Annotated in this window: 24 protein-coding genes; 15 read left to right on the top strand and 9 right to left on the bottom strand. The window is 72.1% G+C overall.

All coding sequences use genetic code 11. The annotated features are described in order from the left end of the window. Positions 1-161: 161 nt before the first annotated feature. The 5 genes from O7631_RS29625 to O7631_RS29605 form a co-directional block, all read right to left on the bottom strand. The gene (locus O7631_RS29625) at positions 162-1,820 is read right to left on the bottom strand and encodes a bifunctional diguanylate cyclase/phosphodiesterase (RefSeq protein ID WP_278148057.1); all 1,659 of its coding nucleotides are present in this window, start codon (positions 1,818-1,820) and stop codon (positions 162-164) included. A 79-nt stretch (positions 1,821-1,899) separates the two neighbouring features. Further along, entirely contained in the window at positions 1,900-2,709 is an 810-nt protein-coding gene (locus O7631_RS29620) for an SAM-dependent methyltransferase (RefSeq protein WP_145779675.1), read from the bottom strand. A gap of 189 nt (positions 2,710-2,898) precedes the next feature. After that, the gene (locus O7631_RS29615) at positions 2,899-3,567 is read right to left on the bottom strand and encodes a response regulator transcription factor (protein ID WP_007072219.1); all 669 of its coding nucleotides are present in this window, start codon (positions 3,565-3,567) and stop codon (positions 2,899-2,901) included. Between the two features lie 7 nt (positions 3,568-3,574). After that, positions 3,575-5,266: a GAF domain-containing sensor histidine kinase gene (locus O7631_RS29610; protein WP_278147276.1), complete on the bottom strand. Its 1,692-nt coding sequence runs from the start codon at positions 5,264-5,266 to the stop codon at positions 3,575-3,577. A 14-nt stretch (positions 5,267-5,280) separates the two neighbouring features. Next, positions 5,281-7,095 (bottom strand): long-chain fatty acid--CoA ligase, encoded by a 1,815-nt coding sequence (locus O7631_RS29605; protein ID WP_278147274.1) that lies wholly within the window; start codon positions 7,093-7,095, stop codon positions 5,281-5,283. Positions 7,096-7,267: 172 nt separating this feature from the next. On the opposite strand from O7631_RS29605, the gene O7631_RS29600 reads away from it, so the two are divergent. The 6 genes from O7631_RS29600 (at position 7,268) to O7631_RS29575 (ending at position 12,572) form a co-directional block, all read left to right on the top strand. Continuing rightward, the gene (locus O7631_RS29600; RefSeq protein ID WP_088988357.1) at positions 7,268-7,723 is read left to right on the top strand and encodes an SRPBCC family protein; all 456 of its coding nucleotides are present in this window, start codon (positions 7,268-7,270) and stop codon (positions 7,721-7,723) included. A gap of 31 nt (positions 7,724-7,754) precedes the next feature. Beyond that, entirely contained in the window at positions 7,755-8,459 is a 705-nt protein-coding gene (locus tag O7631_RS29595) for a hypothetical protein (RefSeq protein ID WP_278147273.1), read from the top strand. Positions 8,460-8,533: 74 nt separating this feature from the next. After that, complete coding sequence (locus O7631_RS29590) at positions 8,534-9,481, top strand: ROK family glucokinase (protein WP_278147272.1); 948 nt, start codon at positions 8,534-8,536, stop codon at positions 9,479-9,481. 11 nt (positions 9,482-9,492) lie between these two features. Next, positions 9,493-10,185: an endonuclease/exonuclease/phosphatase family protein gene (locus O7631_RS29585; RefSeq protein ID WP_278147271.1), complete on the top strand. Its 693-nt coding sequence runs from the start codon at positions 9,493-9,495 to the stop codon at positions 10,183-10,185. Between the two features lie 115 nt (positions 10,186-10,300). Beyond that, a complete protein-coding gene (locus tag O7631_RS29580; RefSeq protein WP_278147270.1) occupies positions 10,301-11,707 on the top strand; it encodes an NAD(P)-binding domain-containing protein in 1,407 nt (468 codons plus the stop codon). Positions 11,708-11,777: 70 nt separating this feature from the next. After that, positions 11,778-12,572, top strand: coding sequence for an alpha/beta fold hydrolase (locus O7631_RS29575; protein ID WP_278148056.1), 795 nt, complete (start codon positions 11,778-11,780; stop codon positions 12,570-12,572). 9 nt (positions 12,573-12,581) lie between these two features. On the opposite strand, the gene O7631_RS29570 is transcribed toward O7631_RS29575, so the two are convergent. Further along, positions 12,582-14,075 (bottom strand): trehalose-6-phosphate synthase, encoded by a 1,494-nt coding sequence (locus O7631_RS29570; RefSeq protein WP_278147269.1) that lies wholly within the window; start codon positions 14,073-14,075, stop codon positions 12,582-12,584. Positions 14,076-14,233: 158 nt separating this feature from the next. Beyond that, on the bottom strand, positions 14,234-15,079 hold the full coding sequence (locus O7631_RS29565) for a DUF308 domain-containing protein (protein WP_278147268.1): 846 nt from the start codon (positions 15,077-15,079) through the stop codon (positions 14,234-14,236). Positions 15,080-15,356: 277 nt separating this feature from the next. Between O7631_RS29565 and O7631_RS29560 the strand changes: the two genes are divergently transcribed. The 3 genes from O7631_RS29560 to O7631_RS29550 all read left to right on the top strand — a co-directional run bounded on the left by O7631_RS29560 (position 15,357) and on the right by O7631_RS29550 (position 17,167). Further along, positions 15,357-15,665, top strand: coding sequence for a hypothetical protein (locus tag O7631_RS29560; RefSeq protein ID WP_278147267.1), 309 nt, complete (start codon positions 15,357-15,359; stop codon positions 15,663-15,665). A 24-nt stretch (positions 15,666-15,689) separates the two neighbouring features. Further along, the gene (locus tag O7631_RS29555; RefSeq protein ID WP_278147265.1) at positions 15,690-16,148 is read left to right on the top strand and encodes a hypothetical protein; all 459 of its coding nucleotides are present in this window, start codon (positions 15,690-15,692) and stop codon (positions 16,146-16,148) included. A gap of 338 nt (positions 16,149-16,486) precedes the next feature. After that, positions 16,487-17,167, top strand: coding sequence for a lysophospholipid acyltransferase family protein (locus O7631_RS29550; protein WP_278147264.1), 681 nt, complete (start codon positions 16,487-16,489; stop codon positions 17,165-17,167). A gap of 32 nt (positions 17,168-17,199) precedes the next feature. Here the strand turns inward: O7631_RS29550 and O7631_RS29545 are convergent, their stop codons facing one another. Further along, the gene (locus tag O7631_RS29545; RefSeq protein ID WP_278148055.1) at positions 17,200-20,712 is read right to left on the bottom strand and encodes an adenylate/guanylate cyclase domain-containing protein; all 3,513 of its coding nucleotides are present in this window, start codon (positions 20,710-20,712) and stop codon (positions 17,200-17,202) included. Between the two features lie 177 nt (positions 20,713-20,889). Here O7631_RS29545 and O7631_RS29540 point away from each other — a divergent pair, with 177 nt between their 5' ends. After that, positions 20,890-21,087, top strand: coding sequence for a hypothetical protein (locus tag O7631_RS29540; RefSeq protein ID WP_278147263.1), 198 nt, complete (start codon positions 20,890-20,892; stop codon positions 21,085-21,087). Positions 21,088-21,161: 74 nt separating this feature from the next. Here O7631_RS29540 and O7631_RS29535 read toward each other — a convergent pair whose 3' ends face one another. Continuing rightward, positions 21,162-21,854 (bottom strand): Crp/Fnr family transcriptional regulator, encoded by a 693-nt coding sequence (locus O7631_RS29535; protein WP_007463121.1) that lies wholly within the window; start codon positions 21,852-21,854, stop codon positions 21,162-21,164. Positions 21,855-22,073: 219 nt separating this feature from the next. On the opposite strand from O7631_RS29535, the gene O7631_RS29530 reads away from it, so the two are divergent. The 5 genes from O7631_RS29530 (at position 22,074) to O7631_RS29510 (ending at position 25,755) form a co-directional block, all read left to right on the top strand. After that, the gene (locus O7631_RS29530) at positions 22,074-22,571 is read left to right on the top strand and encodes a polyadenylate-specific 3'-exoribonuclease AS (RefSeq protein WP_278148054.1); all 498 of its coding nucleotides are present in this window, start codon (positions 22,074-22,076) and stop codon (positions 22,569-22,571) included. Between the two features lie 78 nt (positions 22,572-22,649). Then, on the top strand, positions 22,650-23,153 hold the full coding sequence (locus tag O7631_RS29525) for a pyridoxamine 5'-phosphate oxidase family protein (protein WP_088988368.1): 504 nt from the start codon (positions 22,650-22,652) through the stop codon (positions 23,151-23,153). A gap of 159 nt (positions 23,154-23,312) precedes the next feature. Next, positions 23,313-24,341 carry a 6-phosphofructokinase gene (locus O7631_RS29520; RefSeq protein ID WP_203151341.1) on the top strand — a complete coding sequence of 343 codons (1,029 nt, stop codon included), beginning with the start codon at positions 23,313-23,315 and terminating at the stop codon, positions 24,339-24,341. A 71-nt stretch (positions 24,342-24,412) separates the two neighbouring features. Further along, positions 24,413-25,231: a pyrroline-5-carboxylate reductase gene (proC, locus tag O7631_RS29515; RefSeq protein ID WP_278147262.1), complete on the top strand. Its 819-nt coding sequence runs from the start codon at positions 24,413-24,415 to the stop codon at positions 25,229-25,231. Between the two features lie 173 nt (positions 25,232-25,404). Continuing rightward, positions 25,405-25,755, top strand: coding sequence for a DUF2203 domain-containing protein (locus O7631_RS29510; RefSeq protein ID WP_278147261.1), 351 nt, complete (start codon positions 25,405-25,407; stop codon positions 25,753-25,755). Positions 25,756-25,881: the final 126 nt, after the last annotated feature.

The following is a 25,881-nucleotide window of genomic DNA, read 5'->3' as shown; positions in this document are numbered from 1 at the left end:
CCGCTCGGCTCACCGAGACCCACTACATCGATGATTGAGCACGATCATGGGCTGGGCCGGGTGGGCCAGCCCGGAGCCGGCGGCCCTGCCAGCGCGCGGCGGCCTAGCCGGCGGGGTGGCCTAGCCGGCGTGGTGGCCCTGCCGGCGCCGGCCCGGACGACTCAGCGGATGCGGGCGAGGATGCGGTCGGCGGGGGCCGGCCGGCCGAAGTGCCAGCCCTGGGCGGCATCGCAGCCGATCGCTCGAAGCCGTTCGGCCTGCCCGGCGGTCTCCACGCCCTCGGCGGTCACTGTCAGGTCGAGCGCGTGCGCCAGCGAGACCAGCGACGCGAGGATCCGTTCGTCGGTACGGCCGACCGACGGCGACCGCAGGCCGGCCACGAACTCCCCGGCCACCTTCAGTTCGGTCACCGGCAGGTCCCGCAGGTACGCCAGATTGCTGTAACCGGTGCCGAAGTCGTCGATGGCGATCCGTACCCCGAGGTCGGCCAGGACCCGCAGGGCGCGGACCGGCTCCTCGGCGGTGCTCATCATCGTGCTCTCGGTGATCTCCAGTTGCAGCCGCTCCGGCGGCAGACCGGTCTGCCGCAGCAGGGCGCGGACCTCCTGCACCAGCCCGGGCCGGTGCACCTGGCGTACCGCCAGGTTGACGCTGACGAACGGTGCCGCCGCGCCACCGGCGGACCAGGCCTCCGCCTCGCGGCACGCCTCGGCCAGCACCCACCCGCCGAGCTGCACGATCAGGCCGGTCTCCTCGGCCAACCCGATGAAGCTGTCCGGTCGCAGCACCCCGAGCTCCGGGTGACGCCAGCGGACCAGCGCCTCGACGCCGACCAGGCTGCCGTCGCGCAGTGAGGTCAGTGGCTGGTAGTCGAGGTAGAACTCGCCCCGTTCCAGGGCCGCCGGGATGGCGGCGGACAGCGCGTAGCGGGCCAGTTCACGTTGGTTGCGCTCGGCGTCGTAGAGCGCCCAGCGGGCCCCGCCGGCGGCCTTCGCCCAGTGCAGCGTGCTGTCGGCGGCCCGCATCAGGTCACTGGGATTGGCCCCGGCGACCTGTCGCTCGACGATGCCGATGCTCGCCGAGATCTGCAGCTCGTGCCCGTCCACCAGGGCCGGTGTGGCGACCGCGGCCAGCGCGGTCTCGGCCACCGCCACCATGGCGTCGGTGCCGCCGGTGTGTTCCACCAGGATGACGAACTCGTCCCCGCCGAGCCGGGCCACCAGGTGCTCACCCATGGCCTTGGACAGCCGTTCGGCCACCGTGACCAGTAGTTGGTCGCCGACCTGGTGCCCCAGGGAGTCGTTCACGACCTTGAAGCGGTCCAGGTCCAGGAAGCACACCCCGACGCGCTGCGCTCCTCGGCCCGGCTCGTTCAGCGCGGCGGCGAGCCGTTCGGTGAACAGCGTCCGGTTGGGCAGGGCGGTGAGCGGGTCGTGGGTGGCCTGGTGACGGAACCGGGCCTCGCTGGCCCGCAGTGCCCGTTCGGCCTGCGTACGGGCCCTCATCGCGGCCCGGCGGATCGACTCCTGCTCGTCGAGCGTCCGGTCGCGCAGCGCGCGGGCGTAGCCGGTCGCCACGGCCGCGAGCAGCCGGGCCATCCGGTCCTCGACGTCCTCGGCGACCAGACCCAGGTCGCGCACGAGGCGGAGTTGGATGACCTCGACGGTACGGCCGAGCCCTTCCGCGGAAGCGATGTGCGCGGCGACCAGTTCGGCGCCGACCCGGTGCCCGGCACGCAGGTCGAACGGTTCGGTCAGCAACGCGCCGGCCAGTTGCCCGGTGAGCCGGTCCAGGAGGGCTTCCAGTTGAGCCTGGGTCATCGGCAGGTAGCTGGTCCCGGAGACCGCCTTCGCCCAGGCGCGGGCGAACGTGCCCGGGTGGGAGGTCACCCCGGGCGGCTCAGCCACCGAGCCGCCCGACACCGCCCATGAAGACCGCCCGCTCGGCGTCCTCCGCGCTCTCCGGAGTGTCCGGTCGCCACTCGGGCACCCAGACCACGCCGGGATCGAGCAGCTCGAACCCGTCGAAGAGCGCGGTCAGCTCGGCGCGGCTGCGCACCCACAGCGGGTTGTCGGTGCGCCGGTAGACCCGCTCCGCCTCGGCGCGCTCGTCCTCGCTGCGCCCGTCGTCGCTGGCCTGCGACAGCACGAGGTGGCTGCCGGGGGCCAGCGCGTCGCGCAGCGTCCCCAGCAGCTCCGCGGGTCGGTCGTCGTCGGAGACGAAGTGCAGGACGGCCACCACCATCACGGCGACCGGCTGGCTCAGGTCGAGGAGCTTGCGGACGTCCGGGTGGGCCAGGATCGCCTCGGGGCGTCGCAGGTCCTCCTGCACCACCACCGCCCGTTCGTTGCCGGCGAGGATCTCGCGGCTGTGCGCCACCGCCACCGGGTCGACGTCGACGTAGACCACCCGCGACTGCGGGTCGAGCCGCTGGGCGATCTCGTGGACGTTGCCGACGGTCGGGATGCCCGACCCGATGTCCAGGAACTGCCGGATCCCGGCCTCGGCGAGGTGGTGCACGGCCCGGCGCAGGAACGCCCGGTTGGCCTGCGCCATCAGCGGCGCCTCGGGCACCGCCGCGACCATCGCCTGCGCCGCGGCCCGGTCGGCGGCGAAGTTGTGCGAACCACCGAGGTAGTAGTCGTACATCCGCGCGACGCTCGGGCGCTCGATGTCGATGGTGTCGGGTGCCCAGTCCGGCCGCTGCATGCGTCAACCCCTCGAGTCCGCGACGCGGGCGTCGTCACCCGCGCGGGTATTGTGCACCCGCCACGCACGCCAGACCATAGCGCGCCGGGGGTTGCCCGCCGACGTCGGTCGATGCGCGACGGCCCGCGCCGGGGGTGAAGCCGGCGCGGACCATCGGCCGCGACGTCCCGCTCGACGAGCGGGAACAGGTCAGAACTTGGGCGCGTCCGGTGCCTCGAGCAGGCCGAGTCGGAGCGCTGTCATCAGGGCCTGCGCCCGGTTGGCCGCACCGAGCTTCTCGTAGAGCTTCGAGATGTGCGTCTTGGCCGTGGACTCGCTGACGAACAGCTGCTTGGCGATCCCCGCCACGCTCATGCCGTCGGCGAGCAGCCGCAGCACCTGCCCCTCCCGGGGCGACAACTGCGGGCCGGACGGGGCGAGCCGACGCTTCATCGCCTCGGCCAGGTCGGCGGCGGTGAACGCGCTGGGGGACGAGGCGGCGTGCCGCGCGGCGGCCACCACCTCGTCGGCCGGGGCGGTCTTCGGGACGAAGGCGCTCGCGCCGGCCTCCAGTGCGCCGAAGAGCTGGTCGTCGCCGGCGTACATGGTCAGCACCACGATGCCCATCGACGCGCTGGACTTGCGCAGCGCGCGGGTGGCCTCCAGGCCGCTGCCGTCGGGCAGCCGCAGATCCATGATCACCACGTCCGGCTGCAGGGCGCCGGCCTGGCGTACACCCTCCGCCGCCGTGGCCGCCTCACCGACGACCTCGAACTGGCGGTCGCGCTCGAAGGCGTGCCGCAGGCCCTTGCGAATCAGGTCATGATCGTCGACAAGGAGGACCTTGGTGCGGGTGGCCGGTGTCGGACTTGTGGTCATCCTCGGGTTACTCCCCTTCTGGTGCTGCGCTGTCGCGCACGTTGTCGCGCCGGGACGAGGAACCGAGAACCACCGCCACGGTCGTGCCGCTGGGTTGCCGCGGCCTGATCTCCAACCGGCCCCGGATACGTTCCGCCCTCTCGGCCATGATCGCAAGACCGTACCGCCCGTCGGGGCGCTGGTCAGCCATCCCCTGACCGTCATCCGACACTTCTATTTGCGCGTACGGGGGGTCGACCTCACACGTGACCCACAAATTCGAGGCGCCGGCGTGCTTGCGGGCGTTGGTCACCGCCTCCTGCGCGATGCGCAGCAACTCGGCCTCGGTGGCCGCCGGCAGCCGGGCGGTGGACTCGTCCAGCGAGAGGTGCACCCGCAGCCCGCCGGACGCGCCCACGGTGCGGGCGTACTCGGCGATCGCCGCGGCCAGCCCGCCCTGCCGGTCCACCTCGCTGCGCAGCTCGAAGAGGCTCAGCCGCAGTTCCTGGATCACCCGGGTCACCTCGGCGCGCAGCGTACGCAGGGCCTCGGCGGTCTCGTCCGCGTCGTCGAAGACGGTGGCCATGGCGTTGTCGATGCCGTAGCCGACCATCACCAACTCCTGCGCCACCCCGTCGTGGATCTCCCGGGCGAGCCGCTGCCGCTCCTCGTTGGTGGCCAGCGAACGGACCTCGTCGAACAGCAGTGCCGCCTCCAGCCGCAGCGCGGCCGGGCGGGTCAGCGCCGTCACCCGGGACACCACCGGCGGCGGGTACGCCTGCGCCACGTCCGCCTCCAGCACCACCAGCCCCACGGTGCGTACACCGGCGACCAGCGGGACGATCAGCGCGGACACGTCGCCGCCACGGTGCGAGCGGGACTGTGAGCGTGCGGCCGTCGTGGCCTGCTGGCTGGCCCAGGCGTCGGCGATGGCCGAATCCGCGTCCAGCGTCGTCTCCCAGTCGACCCGGTCGACGCCGGCCTGGGCGAGCACCACGAGCCGGCCGCCGCCGCTGGCCGACAGCACCGCGCCCCGGTCGGCCCGGGCCACGGTGCGCAACTCCTCCAGCAGATGCTCGGAGATGCCGCCCGGGTCGAGGGTGGCCCCGGGGAGCTGCCGGGCCACCGTCCGCAGTTGGGTCAGCAGGCGGGTGGCCTCGGCGTACGGCTGGGGTTTGCCCTCGCCGCGTACGGCCATCACCCGGTGCAGGGTGCCGGCGGCGTAGAGCCCGAGGGCCGCCAGGATCAGCCACTGCGCGCAGACCGCGAGGTAGCCCGGCTGGCCGAGCTGGATCCCGCCGCCGACGGTGGTCAGGGCGCCGCTGACCAGCAGGGTGGCGGCGGTGACCGCGAGCAGGGCGCTGCCCTCACGAAAGCGGCGGCGCAGCGCGGTGACGGTCACCGGGACGGCCAGGTAGGGGAGTATCGCCGAGGCGCCGAGCCCGTCGACGGTGCCGCCGATCGACGCGACCGCCGCCACGTGGCTCGCGGCCAGGCCCAGCACCACGACCTCCGCCACCCTGCTCAGCGGCGCGATCAGCCGGTGCTGGGGAGCCAGCAGGGACGGCAGACCGGCCACCGCCAGCAACGCGATCCACCACAGCTGGGTGACGTCACGGGTGGCGAACAGGGTCAGGACGGCGATCAACGCCAGCATCACCAGGCGGGCGGCCGCGGCGAGGGGATGCGGGTGCGGTGCGGTGGCTGTGGATGCGGGCACGTGACGGATGGTAGTCAGCCTCGGTAGATATCGGCGATCTCCGCCGCGTACGTCTTGTGGACAACCTGGCGCTTGACCTTGAGCGACGGGGTCAACTCGCCGGTCGCCTCGGTGAAGTCGCGGGGCAGGACCCGGAACACCTTGATCGCCTCGGCCTTGGAGACGGCCTGGTTGGCGGTGTCGATCGCGGTCTGGATCTCCTGTCGAAGGCCCTCGTGCTCGCGCAGTTGCTCGACCGAGGTGTCGGCGGGCATGCCGGCGTTCTCCAACCAGGTCGGCAGCGCCTCCTCGTCCACCGTCACGAGGGCCGCGATGAACGGCTTGGCGTCGCCGACCACGACACACTGGCTGATCAACGGGTGCGCCCGGACCAGGTCCTCCAGCACCGCCGGGGCGACGTTCTTGCCGCCGGCGGTGACGATCAGCTCCTTCTTGCGGCCGGTGATGCTCAGATAGCCGTCCGCGTCGAGGTTGCCCAGGTCGCCGGTGCGGAACCAGCCGTCGGAGCTGATCGTCTCGGCGGTCGCCGCCTCGTTGCGCCAGTAGCCCTGGAAGACCAACTCGCCGGAGATCAGGATCTCGCCGTCGTCCTCGATGCGGACGGTCACGCCGGGCAGCGGGCGACCGACAGTGCCGATCCGGGTGCCGCTGGGCAGGTTCGCCGCGGCGGCGGGCGAGGTCTCGGTGAGGCCGTAGCCCTCCAGGACCGTCACGCCGATGCCGCGGAAGAAGTGCCCGAGTCGGGCGCCGAGCGGCGCGCCGCCGGAGATCGCGTCCCGGCACCGCCCGCCGAGCGCGGCGCGCAGCTTCCGGTAGACCAGCCGGTCGAAGACCGCGTGCTGGGCGCGCAGCGCCAGGCCGGGTCCGCCCCGGGTTTCCAGAGCCTCGCTGTACGCGATGGCGACCTGCTCCGCGCGGGCGAAGATGCCGCCCTTGCCGTCCGCCTCGGCCTTCTGCTTGGCGGCGTTGTAGACCTTCTCGAACACCCGGGGTACGGAGAGCACGAAGGTCGGCCGGAACGCCTGCAACTCGGCGACCAGGTTCTTGGTGTCGGCGCAGTGCGCCATGGTGGCCCGCGCCTGCACGACGCCGATCTGGATCAGGCGGGCGAAGGCGTGCGCCAGGGGGAGGAACAGCAGGGTGGTCGCGCCGGCGTTGAACAGGTTCGGCAGCACCGGCACCGCGTTGGCGATGTCGGCGTACATGTTGCGGTGGGTGAGCACGCAGCCCTTGGGTCGGCCGGTGGTGCCGCTGGTGTAGATGATCGTGGCGAGGTCGTCGGCGCGGACGGCCTTGCGTCGCTGTTCGACAGCGGCCGGCTCGACCTGCGCGCCGGTCGTGACCAGCTCGTCGACCGCGCCGCTGTCGATCTGCCAGACGTTGTTCAGCTCGGGCAGCCGGTGCCGGACACCGTCGACCAGGTTGGCGTGCGCCTCGGTCTCGACCACCACGCCGACCGCGTTGGAGTCCTCGAGGATCCACGCGGCCTGCTCGGCGCTGGACGTCTCGTAGATCGGCACGGTGACCGCGCCGACGGCCCAGATGGCGTAGTCCAGCAGCGTCCACTCGTAGCGGGTGCGGCTCATCAGACCGACCCGGACGCCCGGCTCGACGCCGGCGGCGATCAGGCCCCGGGCGACGGCGGCCACCTCGTCGCGGAACTGGAGGCAGGTCACGTCGGTCCAGCTGGTGACGGTGCCGTCGGCGCCCGGGACGGGTCGGGCGAACTGGACGGCATCGGGCGCGACCTCGGCGTTGTCCCAGACCGGATCGGTGAGGTTGGCCGCGTCGCCAACGGTGACGATCGGCGGGACGGAGAACTCGCGCACCTGCACTCCTTCGTGCTCGCACTGGCCGGGCCGGCCGCCACGGTGGGCGTCGGTTGTGTCGAAACCTACCCGGTGAGCTAGGGCACCCTGCCAACGCCCGCCGTTGTACGCTGCCCGTCGTCGCCGGGGGCGGCGCGGCGTGCTGGCGCCACGCGCCGGGTAGCCTCCCCCCATGGCGGACTCCTCCACCCAGTCGATCATCATCGGCGCCGCACCGGAACGGGTGACGGCGGTCATCTGCGACTTTGCGCGCTACCCCGAGTGGACCGACGCGGTGCGCCGCGCCGAGGTCGTCGAGGAGTACGAGGACGGCTACGCCAGCCAGGTGCGCTTCACGATCGACGCCGGGGTGATGGCCGACGAATACGTGCTCGCCTACGAGTACGCCGAGGACCTGTCGCGGATCGAGTGGCACCTGGTCGCCCCCTCGAAGATGCAGAAGAGCCAGCGCGGTTCGTACGACCTGGTGGGTAACCCGGACGGCAGCACCACGGTGACCTACACCCTGGAGGTCGACCTGTCGGTGGGGATGCTCGGGATGTTTCGGCGCAAAGCCGAGAAGATGATCATGGACACCGCGTTGAAGCAGCTCAAGCGCCGGGTAGAAGCAACCGGTGCGGCGCAGTGACGTGTCCGGTGGCACGGTAGAGGAGCCGAGGGTGGGCGGAACGGATCCGGGTTCGGCCCGGGAAGAGGCGGAGCGGCTGGTCGCCACGGTGCTAGCGGGGGCGCGACTGGCCTCCGCAGGCTCGCCGGGCGGCGCGTTCGGCTCGCTGGGCGGAGTGCTGGCCGGTGTCCTCGGTCACAGTGGCGGCGCCGACGGGCGTCCCGGCGCCGGTAGTGCTTTCGCCACCGGATCGCCTGAATGCTGTGTCTGCCCGGTCTGTCGGGGCATCGCCGCGTTGCGTGACCCGAGTCCGGAATTCGCCGAGCGTCTCGCGACCGGCGCCGGTGACCTCGCGGCGGGCATCGCCAGCCTGCTCCGCGCGTTCTCCCCGGCGGAGTCGCCCACGACGAGCCCCAGCGGGCCGCCCACCGGAACGCCTGACCGGACGTCGCCGGAACCGGGCGTGAGCACCGACGACATGCTGCCGGAACCGGCCGTCCCGACGTCGTCCACCGCGGCGGCCGACGATCACGTGTGGCGCGATGCCACCCGCACCGGGCATGATTCTCAGCCGGCGCCGGAACGGGATGTCTGGTCGGTCGCCACCCGGACGGCGGATCCACTCGCCCCGGCCGCCGCACCACCCGTCGACGACGCCGGGTCGGCGACCGTGCCGGCACCGACCACCCGTCCCGTGGTGCCCGCCTCGCGGGCGCCCGACCACTCCGACGCGGAAGCATCGGGCGACGGCGCCTGAGCGCGGGACATCCCGACCCGGACCGGCACATCGCCGGCGCGCGGGCCGGACAGCAGCAGAGGGGGGCGGCAGCGGTGACGCTGACCATCGGAGTCGACGTCGGTGGCACGAAGGTGGCCGGCGGTGTCGTGGACGAGACCGGCACGGTCCTCGTGCAGACCCGACGGGACACTCCCGCCGACGACGTCGGCAAGACCCGCGACGTCATCATCGAGCTGGTCGGCGAGCTGGCCGCCGGTCGGACGATCGAGGCCGTCGGCATCGGCGCGGCCGGCTGGATCGACGCCAGTCGGTCGACGGTCCTCTTCGCCCCCAACCTGGCCTGGCGTGACGAACCGCTGCGCGAGTACGTCGGCAAGGCCATCGGGCTTCCGGTGATCGTGGAGAACGACGGGAACGTGGCCGCCTGGGCCGAGTTCCGGTACGGCGCGGCCCGCGCCGCCGACGACTCCATGATCATGTTCACCATCGGCACCGGCGTGGGCGGCGGCGTCGTCCTCGGCGGCGAGCTGATGCGCGGCGCGCACGGCATCGCCGCCGAACTGGGCCACATGCTGGCCGTGCCGGACGGACACCAGTGCGGCTGCGGCCGGCTGGGCTGCATCGAGCAGTACGCCAGCGGCAGCGCCCTCGTCCGCTTCGCCCGAGCCGGCGCCCGGCAGGAACCCAACCGGGCCACCGCGCTGCTGGAACTGGCCGGCGGTGAGGCCGAGGCGATCACCGGTCCGATGGTGACCGCCGCCGCGCAGGACGGAGACCCGATCTCCGCCGAGGCGTTCGCGCAGATCGGCCGGTGGCTGGGCACCAGCCTCGCCGACATGGCACAGATCCTCGACCCGCAGACCCTGGTGGTCGGCGGCGGTGTGATCGACGCCGGTGACCTGCTGCTCGGCCCGACGCGCCGCTCGTACGTCGACGCGCTCGCCCAGCGTGGTCGCCTGCCGGTGGCCGAGGTGCTCCCGGCGGAGCTGGGCAACAGCGCGGGCGTGATCGGCGCCGCCGACCTGGCCCGCCGGATCTGAGGCGGTCCACCATGGGTGTGCCACTGCGCGTGGTGTCGTACAACATCCACAGCCAGCGCGACGACACCGCAGCGCTGGCGGCGGTGGTCCGGTCGGCGAAGCCGGACGTGGTGATCGTGCAGGAGGGGCCACGCCGGTTCCGGTGGCGGCAGAAGTCCGCCACGTTGGCCGAGTCGTTCGGCCTGGTGGTGGCCGCCGGCGGCCTGCCGGCGCTGGGCAACCTGCTGTTGACCAGCCTGCGGGTCCAGGTGCGGGACACCCGGTGCCAGCGCTTCCCGCTGACCCCCGGCCGGCACCTGCGCGGCGTCGCGTACGCCGACTGCCAGGTGGCCGGCGCCCGGTTCACTGTCGCCGGCTCGCACCTGTCCACCGACCCGGCCGAGCGGCCGGCGCAGGCCGCCGAGTTCAAGCGGGGTCTCGACGCGGCGACCAGCCCGGTGCTGGCCGGCGCGGACCTCAACGAGGGACCGGACGGGCCGGCCTGGGCGACCGTGTCACAGGGGTTGACCGACGCCGCGGTGGCGGCCGACCGGGCGGACCGGCTCACCTACTCCTGCCACGAGCCGCGCCGACGCATCGACGCGCTCTTCGTCGACCCGCGGATCACCGTCGTCGACTACGACGTGGTGGACACTCCGCAGACCCGGCGCGCCTCCGACCACTTCCCGGTCCTGGTCGACCTGCTGCTGCCCGGCGACGACTGACAGTGGCGTCGGCTCGCCCGGCGATGTCCACACGGTAGGACTGGACATCCGGCGTCGTTGTGGAGAGGATTTCGCGGCGACCGGCACGCCTGCCGTACCAAAAGGAGATGTTTCGGTGTCCACCTCCACCGACCACGGCCGGCCCGATCCGGAGGCGACCCCGTCCGCGCTGAACAGCGACGGTCGCCCGGTCTCCGACCGGGGCGACACGGTCTGCGTCATCGGGGCCGGGGCCAGCGGCCTGACGGCCATCAAGAACCTGCGCGAGCACGGGTTCGGCGTCGACTGTTACGAGCGGGAGACCGGCGTCGGCGGCGCCTGGAACTGGCGGCACGACCGCAGCCCGGTGTACGCCAGCACCCACCTGATCTCGTCGAAGCCGTTCACCCAGTTCCCCGACTTCCCGATGCCGGACTCCTGGCCCGACTACCCGCACCACAGTCAGCTGCTGTCCTACTTCGAGCGGTACGCCGACCACTTCGACCTGCGCTCGCACATCTGGTTCGGCACCGAGGTCGTCCGGGTCGAGCCCGCCCCGGGGGAGCGGTGGGACGTGACCACCCGCTCCACCGGCGGGTACGGCCCGGAACGCACCTCCCGGTACGCCGCCGTGGTGATCGCCAACGGGCACAACTGGTCGCCGAAGCTGCCCCGCTACGAAGGGCTGGAAGAGTTCCGCGGCGAGATCATGCACGCCTCGTCCTACAAGGACCCCGCGCAGTTGCGCGGCAAGCGGGTGCTGGTGGTCGGCGCCGGCAACACCGGTTGCGACATCGCCGTCGAGGCCGCCCAGCAGGCGTCACGGTGCTGGCACTCCACCCGACGCGGCTACTGGTACGCGCCGAAGTACGTGCTGGGCCGCCCCGCCGACCAGGTGAACGACAGCCTGCTGGCGCTGCGTGTGCCGCTGCGGGTCCGGCAGTGGCTCTACCACTGGACGCTGCGGCTGACCGTCGGCGACCTCACCCGCTTCGGCCTGCCCAAGCCCGACCACCGGGTGTACGAGACGCACCCCATCGCCAACAGCCAGCTCGTCTACTACGTGGGCCACGGCGGGATCGGCCCGGTGCCGGACATCGCCCGGTTCCACCCGTACGCCGTGGAGTTGGCCGACGGCCGTGAGATCGACCCCGAGGTGGTGGTCTTCGCCACCGGTTACCTGCCGCGCTTCGAGTTCCTCGACGCGTCGGTGTTCGGCGACAGCGCGGGTGCGGGGCGGCCCACCCTGTGGCTCAACGCCTTCACCCCGGGGCACCCGACGCTCGCGGTCGCCGGCCTGGTGCAGCCGGACTCCGGGCTGTTCACCCTGTCGCACTGGCAGACGGTGCTGTTCGCCCGCCTGCTCCAGGCCCGACGGGACCGACCGGAGCGGGCGGCGGCGTTCGCCCAGCGGGTGCGGGAGCGGGCCGGGGAGCGCTACTCCGGGCAGGTCAAGGAGAGCAGCCGGCACTGGTTCGAGGTCGGTCACGCCGACTACCTGCGCGCCGTCCAGCGCGCCCTGCACGACCTGGAGGGCAAGTGAGCGCGAGGAGTGAGCTTGCGAGCCCCGCAGTCGCGAACGGAAGGCAGGAACAGTGACCGAGCTGCGGATCATGCGGGGCCGGGAGTGGTCACGTCCGGTCCGGCCGGTGCGCCGGGAGGTGCTCAGCGCCCTACCCGAGCACGAGGAGGGGCGTCCGCCGCTGCTCTTCGTGCCCGGTTTCGGGCACGGCGCGTGGGCGTTCGCCGACCACTGGCTGGGTCACGCGGCGTCGCGGGGCTTCCCGGCGTACGCGGTGAGCCTGCGGGGGCACGGGGCCAGCGAGCCGGCGCCGGAGGCGACGCTGCGGGCGTACACCCATGACGTGGTCCAGGTGGCCGCGAGCCTGCCACGCCAGACGGTGCTGGTGGGGCACGGCGCCGGGGCGCTGGTGGTGGCGCACGCGTTGGCCCGCTACCCGGCGCGGGGCGCGGTGTTGGTGGCGCCCGTCTTCGGCGGTTGGGGAGTGCTGGGTGCGGCGCTTCGTCGTAACCCGGCGGGCACGGTGCCGGCGGTGTTCGGCGGGCCGTTGCGGCTCAACCGGGGGCAGTTGTTCAGCCGCGAGCTGCCGGACGAGGAGGCCCGACGGCACGTCGGACGGCTCGGTCGGGCCAGCCGTCGGGCGCAGTGGGCGCTGTTGGGGCAGCCGGAGCCCGAGCCGGCCGTGGGTACGCCGCCGGTGCTGGTGTTGGGCAGCCCGGACGACCGGGTGGTGCCGGCGTCGACGTTGACGCGGGTGGCCCGCCAGTACGGTTCGGCCCCGCTGCTCTTCCCCGGCATGGGCCACGATCTGATGCTGGACGCGCGGTGGGCGGAACCGATCGACGCGATCCTGGACTGGTTGGAGAAGGAGCCGGCGGCGCACTGAGGCCGGCGGTCAACCGCTGGCCTGCTGGGCGGCCGGACTGCCGGCGGGGCTGGCGGGTCGGGGCACCCGTGCGTCCTCGGGGCCGCCGTCGGTGCTGGACAGGCGGCTGACCAGGGTGCCGCCCTCGTCCAGGGCACGCAGGTAGGAGCGGGCCCAGGCCCGGATGTCGTGTTGCTGCAGGTGGGCGCGCATGGCCCGCATCCGCTGGGTGACGTCGTCCGGGCTGGCCCGTAGCGCCGCGCGGAGCCCCTGCTTGAGCCCCTCCAGGTCGTGCGGGTTGACCAGGTACGCCTGGGACAGCTCGGCGGCGGTGCCGGCGAACTCGCTGAGCAGCAGCGCGCCGTCGTCGTCCACCCGGGCGGCCACGTACTCCTTGGCGACCAGGTTCATCCCGTCCCGCAGCGGGGTCACCGCCATCACGTCGGCGACCCGGTAGAGGGCGGCCAGCTCGGCTCGGTCGAAGGGCTGGGTGAGGTAGTGGATCGCCGGTTCGCCGACCCGACCGAACTCGCCGTTGATCCGGCCCACCTCGCGCTCGATGCGCTCCCGCAGGATCTGGTACTGGCCGACGCGTTCCCGGCTCGGCATGGCGACCTGCACCAGCACGGTGTCGCGGACCTTGACGTCGCCGGTGGCGAGCAGCTCGCTGTACGCCTTGAGGCGCTGCTCGATGCCCTTGGTGTAGTCCATCCGGTCGACGCTGAGGATGACCTGCCGTGGGTCGCCGAGGTCCTGCCGGAGCCGGTGGGCGCGGGCGGCCACGTCCGGTCGGGCGGCGAGCGCGCCCATCTCGGCGGTGTCGATGGAGACCGGGAACGCTCCGATGCGGACGACCCGGTCGTCGATGCCGATGCGCCGGTCGGTCGCCGGCAGCTCCAGCACCTTGGTCACCAGTTGGGCGAAGTTGTGTGCCGCCTGGGCCCGTTGGAAACCGACCAGGTCGGCGCCGAGCATGCCGCGCAGCAGCTCGGCCCGACGGGGCAGCTGCATGAACAGCTCCGGCGGCGGGAACGGCACGTGCAGGAAGAACCCGATGCGCAGGTCGGGGCGGAGCGCGCGCAGCAGGCCGGGGACCAATTGCAGGTGGTAGTCCTGCACCCAGACCACCGCGCCCGGCTCGGCCACCTGGGCGGTCGCCTCCGCGAACCGCTGGTTGACCCGCTGGTACGCCTCCCACCACCGCCGGTGGTGCTGCGGCTGCTCCACGGCGTCGTGGTAGAGCGGCCAGAGGGTGGCGTTGGCGAACCCCTCGTAGTGGTCGCGAAAATCTTCCTCGCTGAGCGCGACGGTGTGCATCCGGACGCCGTCCACGTCCGGCAGGGTGGGGGCGGGCCCGGTGCCGCCGGCCCAGCCGACCCAGGTCGCCGGCGTGTGTCGCAGGAGCGGGTGTAGCGCGCTGACCAGCCCACCCGGGCTGCGCCGCCACTCGCAGGCCCCGTCCGGGGCCTGACTGTCGTCGATGGGAAGGCGGTTGGCCACCAGCACGAGGGAACTCTGTCGCATCTCGGGCATTCCGATCAGCAGAGGACTGACCGCCACGAGCAAGGGAAAACCGGTCAGTCAGCGGGGGAAGTGACGTACAGCGGTATTCCTACTGACAGTAAGTTACACCACTGTTACGGCATCGGCGGGACGGTGCCGTCCCGGAATGCGGGCCCCGATCAGACGACAGCGCCGTTGTCCGGGTCGTCCTCGTCCTCGTCACCGGGGCGCAACCGCCAGATCAGCGTGACGAAACCGGCCAGGATGCCGGTGAACCCGAACAGGGTGACCGCCGACCTGTCCACCGGGAGCAACCACGGGAAGAGGAAGAGCACGAACCCGATGACCACGCCGAGCACGCCGACCACCGCGTACTTGCTGACCCGCGGCAACGGTGGCGGTGGTGGCGGGTGGTAACCCTCGTCGTCGTCCTCGTCGTCGGGCAGGTCGGCGCCGAAGGTGTCCAGCCCGTCCAGCAGTGACGGCTCGTCCGGCCGGGCGCCACGGCCGACCGAGATCCCCGAGATGTCGGTCGCGGACGGCAGTCGGCGGACATCGGTGGCGGTCGGACCAGGCTCGTCGGCCCCGGAGCGGGCCAGCGGACCGGCCGTCGGCTCGTCCCGTTCCTCGACGTTCTCCGAAGCCGGCCACGGGTGGTCGCCGGTCGACGAGGTGGTGTGGAAGCCGGCGACGATCCGCGCCCACTCGGCGTCGATGTCCGGTTCGTCCCGGGCGGGCGGCTGCTCCGGAGCGCTCTCGTCGGAGAGTTGGGTCAGGTAGTCCCGTGCGGTGGTCAGATGCGAACGGTCGACGTAGAGCCGGTCGACCGGCCGGGCCGGAACCGTGGTGGTGCGGGTGACCGGGTTGAGGTCGGCGGAGGGCTGCAGGTAGGCGGCGATCCCGCCGGCGGCCAGCACGTCGAGCAGGTGCTCACCGACGCGCGGATCGACGTCGCCGACGACGGCGTACTCGTTCGCGTCGAGCCCGTTGTCCCGCCGTCCCCGGCGGGCCCCACCCGCTGACACCCGGACATCCCCCTTAACGCGCCTTCCGGCGCGGCCATCCCTGCCCCTCGACGCCCGACGGCACGCCGTGCTCTGAATCGTGACACGTCAGGGCATGGTTCCGGGAGTGCGTTGTGTCGCGTCTTCCAAAGTCACGGCTGCCGTCGCAGGTCGCGGCGGGCGTCGTTTGTCCGTTCTTGCGCAACGAGTGCTATCTCGATGAGGCTGGAAGCCGGAGCGGCCGACGCGCGGGCGGAGCCCAGCCGGGCTGCCTGCGAGTGTGAACGGAGGGGCGCGTGTGACTGCTGACGAGCACGAGGAACTCGACCTCCCAGCGCGGTTCCAGAGTTTCGCCGATCGTCACCATCTCGAATACCGGCAGACCCCACCGGGAGTCGCGCTCTACCTGGGGCTCGGCTCGGTCTTCCTCGGGTTCCTGCTCAGCGTGGGCCCCGTGCAGCCCGGTGACCGCACCCTCGGCCAGGTGATGCTGGGCGGTGGCGCGGTGCTCCTCGTCGCCTCGTGGGTGCTGCACCGGCGGATGCGACGGCGGGAGGAGGAGCTGTACCGCGAGTACCTACAGTGGAAGGAGCGGCGGGGTGAGTAGCGTGCCGCGCATCGAGAGGTCGAGATGGATCTGGCGCTGGGTATCACCCGCTGGATGGCCGGTCCCGTCGCGAAGTTCGTCGATGCCGACGGCGAGACGGCCGCAGAGCGCCGCGCCGAGGTGATCGAGTACGCGGGCCTGCCGGGAGATGATCTGGACGACCTCGGCCTGCGGCACATCACCCGTGGCGTGGCGTGGTTCATCCTGTTCGGCGTGACCTTCGCCGTCGGTACGCTGATCCTGGTCCCGGTGTCCGTGTTCGCCGGCGAGCCATCGAAGGATCTGGTCTTCGGCATCGCCGACTGGGTGGTCTTCTTCCCGTTCTTCGTGGCGGGTGTCCACCTGGTCAAGGTGGTGGTGATCTGGTATTTGCCGGAGCGTCGATGGAATCCGCAGAGCCGGCGGTGGCGGGCGGCGATGGTGGCCCAGCCGCCGGAATACCTGCTGGCCGTCCTGGCGACCGCCGCCAACGCGGTGCGGTGATGAACTCGGGCGACTCGGGGCGAAGGCTGTCGGTGTTGGGGCTCATGCTCCTCTTCACCGTGGTCCTGTTGCCCGACGTCGTGAGCGAGGGAGGCTGGCGTGCCTGGGTCGCGGTGCCCGCCAGCGTCGGACTTCTCGTTGTCTTCCTGCGTGAACTCGCTGCGGTGATTCAACGCCGACGGCACTCTGCGAGACCGAAGCGGCCGGACGCCTGACGGCGGACCGTCAGCCCGCAGCTTCGTCCGTTGTGGTGGGAGCGCTCGCTTCGTAGGCTCGTCGGCGACGGTGGCGTCCCCGGATCTGACGCTGTCGCGGGCACACCACGGGAAAGGACGCTGGTGCTCTACTGGCTGTTGAAGTACGTGCTCCTCGGTCCGCTGCTCAAGCTGATCTTCCGCCCACAGGTGGAGGGGCTGCACCACGTGCCGGCGACCGGCCCGGTGATCCTGGCGAGCAACCACCTCTCCTTCTTCGACTCGATCTTCATTCCGTTGATCGTCTCGCGGAGGGTCACCTTCGTGGCCAAGGCGGAGTACTTCACCGGCAAGGGGATCAAGGGCCGGTTGATGAAGATGTTCTTCGTCGGCACCGGCACGATCCCCGTGGACCGCTCCGGCGGTCAGGCCGCCCGCGCCGCCCTGGACACCCAGTTACGGGTGCTGCGCGCTCAGGGAGTGGCCGGCATCTACCCGGAGGGCACCCGCTCCCCGGACGGGCGGCTCTACCGGGGCAAGACCGGGGTGGCCCGGCTGGCCCTGGAGAGCGGCGCGGTGGTGGTGCCGGTGGCGATGCTCAACGCCGACGAACTCCAACCGCCCGGCCGGCTCCTCCCGCGGGTCGGCCAGGTGCGGGTCCGCTTCGGCGCGCCCCTGGACTTCTCCCGCTACGCCGGCCTGGCCGGCGACCGGTTCGTCGAGCGCGCGGTCACCGACGAGGTCATGTACGAGTTGATGGAGCTCTCCGGCCGCGAGTACGTCGACATCTACGCGCAGAAACTCAAGACGCCGGTCCCGGCTTGAGGCGGCTCAGCCGTTGAGCCGCGTCAGACGGCTCAACACGCGACCGCCGGACCGGTCGGGGTGATCGGGCGACCGGCCAGCGCGAGCAGGCCGGGGGCGTCGTTGCGCAACGCGAAGACGCGTACCTCGGCAAGGGTCTCCCGTGCGCCCGCCGGATCGCCGGCCCGGGTCAGCTCCGCCGCCGCGAACGCCAACCCCAGCACCCGGTCGCTCACGTCCGGAATCCGCCCGTAGGTCTCGGCGGCGGCCAGGTGCAGCTCGGCGGAGCGTCGATGGTCGCCGTCCGCCGCCGCCAGGGCCGCCGTCACGGTCCGCAACGCCGCCTCCGACCAGGGCGTGCGATGCCCGACCCGCCCGAGCATCGTGCGGACCCGCACCGCCGCTTCCCGACCGCTCAGAGCTGCGGCGTACGCGGCGGCGGCGATCCACTCCCCGCTGGCCAGCGCCGGCACCGCCGACCAGCACCGGTCCAGCTCCTCGATCAGCTCCGCCGCCTCGGCCTCGCGCCCCTGCAACGCCCGGCACAACGCGGCCATGCTCAGCATCGTCCAGTGCAGCCGGTGGAACCCGCTGCGCCGCGCGGTGTCCAGCGCGTCGGCCAGGTCGTCCGGATCGTCGTCGTCGCGCAACACCAGCAGACAGCAGCGCAACCCGCGCACCTGCATGTCCCAACTGCCGGTGGGCGTGTCCACGAACGCCTCCGCGGCCGTGAGCAGCCGACCGAAGTCACCGTCGAACCAGGCACGCATCGCCTCGGCCGAATAGCTGGTGGTCAGGGTCTGACCGCTGGCGGTGCGCGCCGGCGCGGCCGAGAGCAGGGCGTTGGACCGCAGCCAGTCGCCCTCCTCGCGGATCGCGTACGCGAGGTTCTGGGTGGCCCGGGGCAACGCCAGCAGTTGACCGGCCCGGGCGAACTCCACGATCGCGTGCAACTCGTCCAGGCCCACCCGGTCCCCGGACTGGTAACGGGCCGTGGCCGCGGTGATCCGCGCGTTGGTACGGGTCTCGGTCAGGCCCAACCGCTCGGCGATCTCCGCCGCCGTGTCCGCCGCCGCCACGGCCGGGTCCCGCTCGTAGTTGAGCATGTGCAACCGGCCCATCTCCGCGTACGCGTCCGCCTTCTGCGGACTGTCCGGCAACGGCTCGAACAGGTGCACCGCGCGGTCCAGGCAGGCCAACGCGTCACCACGGTCGGCGCGTAGCCAGGCGGCCTGGCCGAGCAGCGTCCACGCCCGGGCGGCGCAGGCGTCGTCGCCGTGCGACAGCAACCGGTCGGCGAGCGTGTGCACCTGCTCCGGCCCACCCCCGGACAGGAACGCGTTGCCGTCCCGGTAGAACGAGATCTCGGTGCTCAACAACTCCAACTGGAGCCGACCCACCGGGTCGTCGTCGTCGGCCAGGCCGAGAGCCCGGCCCGCGTGGCTGGCCGCCGCGTCCAACCCGTGCAGCGCGTACGCCCGGCGGGCCGCCCGGTGCAGCGCCTGCCGCGCCGGCCCGGCGTAGCGCCGCACCTCCATGCCCAGCGAACGGGCGATCTCGTGGGCCGCCCAGCGGTGGTGGGCGAGCACCTCGGCCAGGTCGGTGTCGCGGGAGTGCGACAGCGCGTCCAGCCAGTCGGCGGCCCGCTCGTGCCGGGCCACCCGTTCGGTACGCGGCAACCGCTGGTAGCAGACGTCGCGGACCAGCACGTGACGGAACCGGAACTCCGCCTGCCCGGCCATCGTCGACGCCGACTGCTCGTGCACGAAGTCGCGCTGCTCCAGTCGGCGTAGCGAGCGCTCGACCGACTCGACCGGCTGACCGAGCGCGGCGGCGACCGCACCGGGCCAGAACTGCACCCCGACCACCGACGCGGCCAGCAGCACCGCCCGGTCCTTGGCGTCCAGCAGGTCCACCCGGTTGGCGATCACCGCGTGCACGCTCTCCGGCATGGTCAGCTCAAGGTGCTTGTCCAGCGACCACCCCCGCCCGGACTGCCGCAGCGCCCCCTGCTCGATCAACATCCGGACGTACTCGTGCGCGTAGAGCGGGTTGCCGCCGGCCACCTCGATCAGCGGGCTCAGCATGTCGGCGGAGAACGCGGCCTGGCCGAACAGGTGCGCGTACAGGGCCGCGATGCCGGTGTCGCGCAGGGGCGGCAGGGTGATGGTGACCGAGCCGGTGATCGTTCCGGCCCAGCTCGGGTCCCGGTCGACCAGCTCCGGACGCGCGGTGCAGAGCAGCAGCAGCGGCACGTCGCGGGCCGCCGCCCCGAGCAGCTCCACGAAGCGCAGCATCGCGTCGTCGGCCCAGTGCAGGTCCTCGAAGACCAGCACCGTGGGTCGTCGGGTGGCCAGCGCCAGCAGGAAGCGACGCCATGCCGACTCCGCCTCCTCGGCCGGCAGCGGCGTGCCGGGCAGCCCGACCAGCGGGCGCAACGCGTCCACCACCCGGTCTCGTTCGCCCGGGCCGATCAGCTCGCCCACGGCGGCGGCCAGCCGCTGCGCGGCGCTGCCCGCCGGGTCGGTGTCGAGGATGCCCGCCTCGGACTTGACGATGTCGGCGAGCGCCGCGAAGGTGACGTTCTCGCCGAACGGCGGGCAGCGGCCGGTCCGCCAGGTCAGCGGCTCGTCGACCAGCCGGCCGGTGTGCCGGTACAGCTCCCGCAGCAGCCGGCTCTTGCCGATGCCGGCCCGGCCGAAGATCGTCACCACCTGCGGTCGCCGGTCGCGCAGCGACCTGTGCAACGCGTTGACGAGCATTCCCAGCTCGTGTTCGCGGTCGACCAACGGTGTGGTGTCCGGCTCCCGGTCGGTGGGCTGGCGACGCAGGGGGGAGAGCGCCAACCACACCTCGGTCGGCGACGACCTGCCGCGCAGGGTGACCGGGGGCTGTTCCTCGTAGCGGATCGCGTCCTTGGTGAGCGCGTGGGTGGTGCCACAGACCAGCACGCCGCCGGGTGGCGCGACGGACTGCATCCGGGAGGCGGTGTTCACCACGTCGCCGGCGACGATCGCCTGCCCACCGTCGCGGGCGGCGGCGACGTCCACCAGCGCCTCGCCGGTGGCTACCCCGACCCGGAACCGCAACTCGGTGCTGCCGGTCGGCGCGAACCGGGTGAGCACCCGTTGCAGTTCGAGACCTGCCCGCACGCAGCGCAACGCGTCGGTCTCGGTGGCGATCGGGGCACCGAAGAGCGCCATCACCGCGTCCCCGATGTACTTCTCGACCACCCCGCCGTACTGACCGACGACCCGGCGGGCGGCGGAGAAGAAGCCGGTCTGCATGCCCCGGACCTGCTCGGGGTCGGCACGCTCGACGTACGGTGTGAAGTCGATCAGGTCCACGAAGAGCACGCTCACCCGGCGGCGGTCCTCCTGCGGATGGACCGGGGCCGGTCGTTCCGCGCCGGGTCGCGGCGACCCGCACGACGTGCAGAACGTGACGTCCGAGGCGAGTGGACGCAGGCAGTGTGGGCACACAGCCCCCAGCTCGGCGCCGCAGCCACCGCAGAAACGGTCTCCGTCGGCGGCCGTGCGTCCACAGCGTCCACACTGCGCGGCGATGACACCTCCCCCAGAGGCGGACAGGTCGACGCCGGAGGCGTCCCCTGCCGGGAATTATCGCTCTCGTCCGCCGCTGTCAGGTACCGGCCTGTTGGCTTGTGGACAGTCCACCAAGGGACCAGAGCGACTAGATTCAGGCGGCCAGATATCGAGCAGCGACCAGAGGGGGACAGGTCAATGGTGTACGTCAAGCTGGAGAGCGACTGGACCGACGGCAACGGGGTCAGCCACTCCGCAGGCGACTCGGTGGACGTCGACGCGGCCACGCTCGCCACGCTCCAGGCCGAGGGCATCGTCATCGAGCAGTCGCACGGCCCGGGCGGCGACGGCAAGGGCCCGGACAAGTGGGCCGGGCCGGGCAGCTCCGGGGTGTGACCCCACGCCGGTGACGGATACGAACGGCCGGGTCGCCCACGGGCGGCCCGGCCGTTTCGCGTGTGTCAGTGGTGTCAGCGGTCGTTCATGCCGGCGCGACGACGCAGCGCGGCCACGTCGGTCACCACGATCCGACGCCCCTCGGTACGCAGCCAGCCGCGGCTGGCGAACGAACCGATCGCCTGGTTGACGCTCTGCCGGGAACCACCGGCCATCTCCGCCAACTGACTCTGGTTGAGCTCGATCGTGATCATCGGTGCCTGGCTCTCGCCGGCCAACCGGACCAGCGTCTTGGCCACCCGACCGGGTAGGTCGAGGAAGACGTGGTCGGCGTTCTGCTCGGTGAGCCGGCGGATCAGGCCACCCAACGAGCGCATCACCGCGTCCAGGATGCGAGGGTTGGAGTGCACCAGCTCCATGAACGCGCCCCTGGACAGGGCGAGCGCCGCGCAGTCCTCGATGGCCTCGGCCGACGCGGACCGGGTCGACGCGTCGAGCAGGGAGACCTCACCGAGCACGTCGGGTGGTCGGATCACCGACAACACGGCCCGTTCGCCGGTCGGTGCGGTGCGGAAGACCGCCACCGCGCCGCGGCGCAGCACGATCAGTGACTCGCCCGGGTCGTTCTCCACGAAGAGCAACTGGCCCTTGCGGTAGGTGCGCGGAACGGCGGCGGCGATGACACGCTGGCGTACCTCAGGCTCCAACCCGGCGAACATCTCGACACCCGTGAGCGCGTCACCCGGCTCCGGCAGGCGCATCTCCACGGCCCAACCCCTCCCCGGTCATGGACCACAAACTCGCTCACCGGGTGAACCTGATGGCCCTGACAAGGTGAACTGACACCGATTCGGCGTCCGGTAGCGGTACACATCAGATCATGACGGTCCGGTCGCTTGCTGTACACCCCTCGAAGCACTTCCGTGACCGTCGCGAGCTGGACCCCGCCGGGTACGGCCGCGCGGCGGTGGGCGAAGATGCCCGGAATGGTCTACCGCTACTTCTACGACTGCGAGTTCATCGAGGACGGCACCAGCGTCGACCTCGTCTCGATCGGTGTCGTCGACGAGTACGGCCGCGAGTTCTATGCGGTCTCCACCGAGTTCGACGACTCCCGCGCCGTGCCCTGGGTCCGACGCAACGTGCTGGACAAGCTGCCCTCCCCGGCGGACCGGGCCTGGCGGTCGCGTGAGCGCATCCGCGACGACCTGTACGACTTCCTGGTCGAGCCGATCCGGGACCGGCCGGGGGAGCAGTTGGAGCTGTGGGCCTGGTACGCCGCGTACGACCACGTGGTGCTCGCCCAGCTCTGGGGTGCGATGCCGGCGCTGCCCCGGGAGATCCCCCGCTACACCAAGGAGCTGCGGCAACTCTGGGACGACAGGGGTCGGCCGACCCTGCCGGACGCGGACGCGGCCCGGCACGACGCCCTGGTCGACGCCCGGCACAACCTGGCCCGCTGGCGGGCGATGACGACCCGCTGAAAGCCGGTCGCACCTCCGTAGGTTTGACCGGTTCTGTCCCGGGCATCGGTTCGGCGAACCGAAGCGGAGGAGAGTGCCATGAGCAACGAGCCGACCAGCGCCGCAGAGTCCCGCGTCCGGATCACCGAGCTGGCTCGGGCAGCCCGGATCTGCATGCTCACCACGATCGCGCTGGACGGTCGGCAGGTGAGCCGGCCGATGGGGCTCCAGGAGGTCGAGTTCGACGGCGACCTCTGGTTCTTCGCCTACGCCGACTCGGCCAAGGTCCGCCAACTCCGGGTGAACCCGGAGGTCAACGTCGCCTTCTCCGACCAGAAGCACCACGCCTGGGTGTCGATCTCGGGGACCGCCACCGAGGGGTTCGACCGGGCTCGGGCCGAGCGGCTGTGGAGCCCGCTGCTCAAGGCCTGGTTCCCCGACGGGCTGGACACCCCCGGTCTCACGCTGATCAAGGTGCACGCCACCTCGGCCGAGTACTGGGACTCGCCGGGCAGCACTGTGGTCAACCTCCTCGGCTACGCGAAGGCAGCGGTGACCGGCCGGCCACCGAAGGCCGGCGAGAACCACGAGGTGACCTTCTGAGCCGGGTCGCCACCGGGGCGCGCTGTCGCCTTACCTGCGGGCCGACTACAGTTCGCAGTGACGGCCCGCCCCGGGCCGGCAACGGCGCCGATGGTCTGACCTGACACATACCCTGGGGCATATCGGGCTTTACCTGATGCTCCAGGAGGATGACGGATCATGCGTATCGGCGTGCTCACCGGCGGCGGCGACTGCCCAGGTCTCAATGCGGTCATCCGGGCGGTGGTCCGTAAGGGTGTCGCCACCTACGGTCACGAGTTCGTGGGCTTCCGGGACGGCTGGAAGGGCCCGCTGGAGGGTCTGTCCCGTCCGTTGGGCATCGCCGACGTGCGCGGCATCCTGCCCCGCGGCGGCACCATCCTCGGCTCGTCCCGCACCAACCCGTTCAAGATCGAGAACGGCGTCGAGCGGATCAAGGACAACCTCGCCGAGCAGGGCGTGGACGCCCTCATCGCGATCGGCGGCGAGGACACCCTCGGCGTGGCCACCAAGCTCTACGAGCTGGGCGTGCAGGTTGTCGGCGTCCCGAAGACGATCGACAACGACCTCGGCGCCACCGACTACACCTTCGGCTTCGACACCGCTGTCAACATCGCGATGGAGGCCATCGACCGCCTGCACACCACTGCGGAGAGCCACCACCGCACCCTGGTCGTCGAGGTCATGGGCCGGCACGCCGGCTGGATCGCCCTGCACGCCGGCCTGGCCGGCGGCGCCAACGTGATCCTGCTGCCCGAGCGCCAGTTCGACGTCGACCAGGTGGCCGGCTACGTCGAGAAGCGCTTCCAGCACCAGTACGCCCCGATCGTGGTCGTCGCCGAGGGCGCTCAGCCGCTGGACGGTCAGATGGTCCTCGCCAACCAGGAGCTGGACTCGTTCGGTCACGTCCGCCTCGGCGGCATCGGCCAGTGGCTCGCCGAGCAGCTGGAGGCCAAGACCGGCAAGGAGGCCCGCACCGTGGTGCTCGGCCACATCCAGCGCGGTGGCACCCCGACCGCCTTCGACCGGGTGCTCGCCACCCGCCTCGGCCTGCAGGCCATCGACGCGGTCAACGACGGCGACTGGGGCAAGATGGTCGCGATGCAGAGCACCGACATCGTCCGGGTGCCCCTCGCCGAGGCCACCCGCGAGCTGAAGACCGTGCCGCTGGAGCGGTACGCCGAGGCCGAGGTGTTCTTCGGCAGCTGATCGACAGTCGGCGGCGCGGCGGGCCTGCGGGTCCGCCGCGCCGCGACCCGAGGCGAGGGGGTACGACCGAGATGTCAGCCGGGGTGCACACGGTCGCGGTGATCGGCGCGGGCAAGATCGGTGAGCTGATGCTCTCCGGGCTGCTGCGCTCGGGATGGCCCGTGGACAAGCTGCTGGCAACCGCCCGCCGGCCGGCCCGCGCCGAGGAGTTGACCGCCCGCTACGGCGTCCGGGTGGTCGACAACCTGACGGCGGTGGACGAGGCGGCGGTGCTCGCGATCTCGGTGAAGCCGCAGGACGCCGCCGCGCTGCTCGACGAGATCGGCCCCAAGGTGCCGGCCGACAAGCTCGTCATCTCGCTCTGCGCCGGCCTTCCCACCAGCTTCTTCAGCCGACGGCTGCCCGACGGCACCCCGGTGGTCCGGGTGATGACCAACACCCCGGCGCTTGTCGACGAGGCGATGACCGCGATCTCGGCGGGCGCGCACGCCACCGGCGCCCACCTGGCGTTGGCCGAGGAGATGTTCAAGCCGCTCGGTCAGACGATCCGGGTGCCCGAGTCGCAGCAGGACGCGGTCACCGCGCTCTCCGGCTCCGGCCCGGCCTACTTCTACCTGCTGGTCGAGGCCATGATCGACGCGGGGATCCTGCTCGGGTTGCCCCGGCAGGTGGCGCACGAGCTGATCGTGCAGACCGCGATCGGTTCCGCGGTGATGCTGCGCGACTCCAGCGAGCACCCGGTGAAGCTCCGCGAGGCGGTCACCTCACCGGCGGGCACCACGATCTCCGCGATCCGCGAGTTGGAGAAGCACGGGGTCCGCGCCGCGCTGCTCGCCGCGCTCGAAGCCGCCCGCGACCGGGCCCGCGAACTGGCAGCGCAGGCCGACTGAGCGTTCTTCGCTGGCGGCGGGCCGATCTGGTGTTCCCGGCGCGGCCCTCGGCCTGGGCGTAGTCGTCGATGCGGTCGACGCGGTGCGGGCGAATGAGCTCTTCGGGCTCGCTGTGGCGCGCCGGCTGGCGTTCTGGGCTCGTGGCGGGGCCGGGCGTGCCGCATACTGGCGCGGTGTTCACACTTGCCCAGGCCCGGCACCTGGTGGCCACGCTGCAACCGCGCGTCGACGAGTTGATCCGGGTTCGGGCCGACCTGGCCGAGCTGCGTGTCGACCTCGCCGACCACGGTGTCAGCGCCCTCGGCGGGCTCGCCGAGGTGAAGGGTCTGGAGGCCCGGCTGCACGCCGTCGTCGACGAGCTGCACCAGCACGACATCCAGGTCAAGGGCATCGCCCCGGTGCTGCTCGACTTCCCCGGCGAGCGGGAAGGCCGCGCGGTGCTCTGGTGCTGGCTGGAGGGCGATTCCGACGTGCGCTGGTACCACCGAGCCGAGTGCGGCTTCGCCGGCCGCCGTCCACTCTGACGCACTCCCGGACGACCCTGCCCTGCCCCGCCCCGCGCTGCCGCCGCGTCCCGCCTGCCCAGCCGCCGCGCCTTGATCCACTCGGGTTCGCCGAAAACGCGGTGTCCGAGCGCGGGGATACCCCCA

This window comes from Micromonospora sp. WMMD967 (genome assembly GCF_029626165.1).
In the GTDB taxonomy this organism is placed as follows: domain Bacteria; phylum Actinomycetota; class Actinomycetes; order Mycobacteriales; family Micromonosporaceae; genus Micromonospora; species Micromonospora taraxaci.
This window is presented reverse-complemented; position numbering and strand designations above follow the sequence as displayed.

Excerpts from the sequence above, each read along its gene's own strand:
- O7631_RS29540 (WP_278147263.1), top strand. The coding sequence starts at position 20,890 with ATGGTGTACGTCAAGCTGGAGAGCGACTGGACCGACGGCAACGGGGTC.
- O7631_RS29555 (WP_278147265.1), top strand. The coding sequence starts at position 15,690 with ATGGATCTGGCGCTGGGTATCACCCGCTGGATGGCCGGTCCCGTCGCG.
- proC (WP_278147262.1), top strand. The coding sequence starts at position 24,413 with ATGTCAGCCGGGGTGCACACGGTCGCGGTGATCGGCGCGGGCAAGATC.
- O7631_RS29615 (WP_007072219.1), bottom strand. The coding sequence starts at position 3,567 with ATGACCACAAGTCCGACACCGGCCACCCGCACCAAGGTCCTCCTTGTC.
- O7631_RS29575 (WP_278148056.1), top strand. The coding sequence starts at position 11,778 with ATGCGGGGCCGGGAGTGGTCACGTCCGGTCCGGCCGGTGCGCCGGGAG.
- O7631_RS29570 (WP_278147269.1), bottom strand. The coding sequence starts at position 14,075 with ATGCGACAGAGTTCCCTCGTGCTGGTGGCCAACCGCCTTCCCATCGAC.
- O7631_RS29585 (WP_278147271.1), top strand. The coding sequence starts at position 9,493 with ATGGGTGTGCCACTGCGCGTGGTGTCGTACAACATCCACAGCCAGCGC.
- O7631_RS29525 (WP_088988368.1), top strand. The coding sequence starts at position 22,650 with ATGAGCAACGAGCCGACCAGCGCCGCAGAGTCCCGCGTCCGGATCACC.
- O7631_RS29520 (WP_203151341.1), top strand. The coding sequence starts at position 23,313 with ATGCGTATCGGCGTGCTCACCGGCGGCGGCGACTGCCCAGGTCTCAAT.
- O7631_RS29625 (WP_278148057.1), bottom strand. The coding sequence starts at position 1,820 with ATGACCCAGGCTCAACTGGAAGCCCTCCTGGACCGGCTCACCGGGCAA.
- O7631_RS29600 (WP_088988357.1), top strand. The coding sequence starts at position 7,268 with ATGGCGGACTCCTCCACCCAGTCGATCATCATCGGCGCCGCACCGGAA.
- O7631_RS29530 (WP_278148054.1), top strand. The coding sequence starts at position 22,074 with ATGGTCTACCGCTACTTCTACGACTGCGAGTTCATCGAGGACGGCACC.
- O7631_RS29620 (WP_145779675.1), bottom strand. The coding sequence starts at position 2,709 with ATGCAGCGGCCGGACTGGGCACCCGACACCATCGACATCGAGCGCCCG.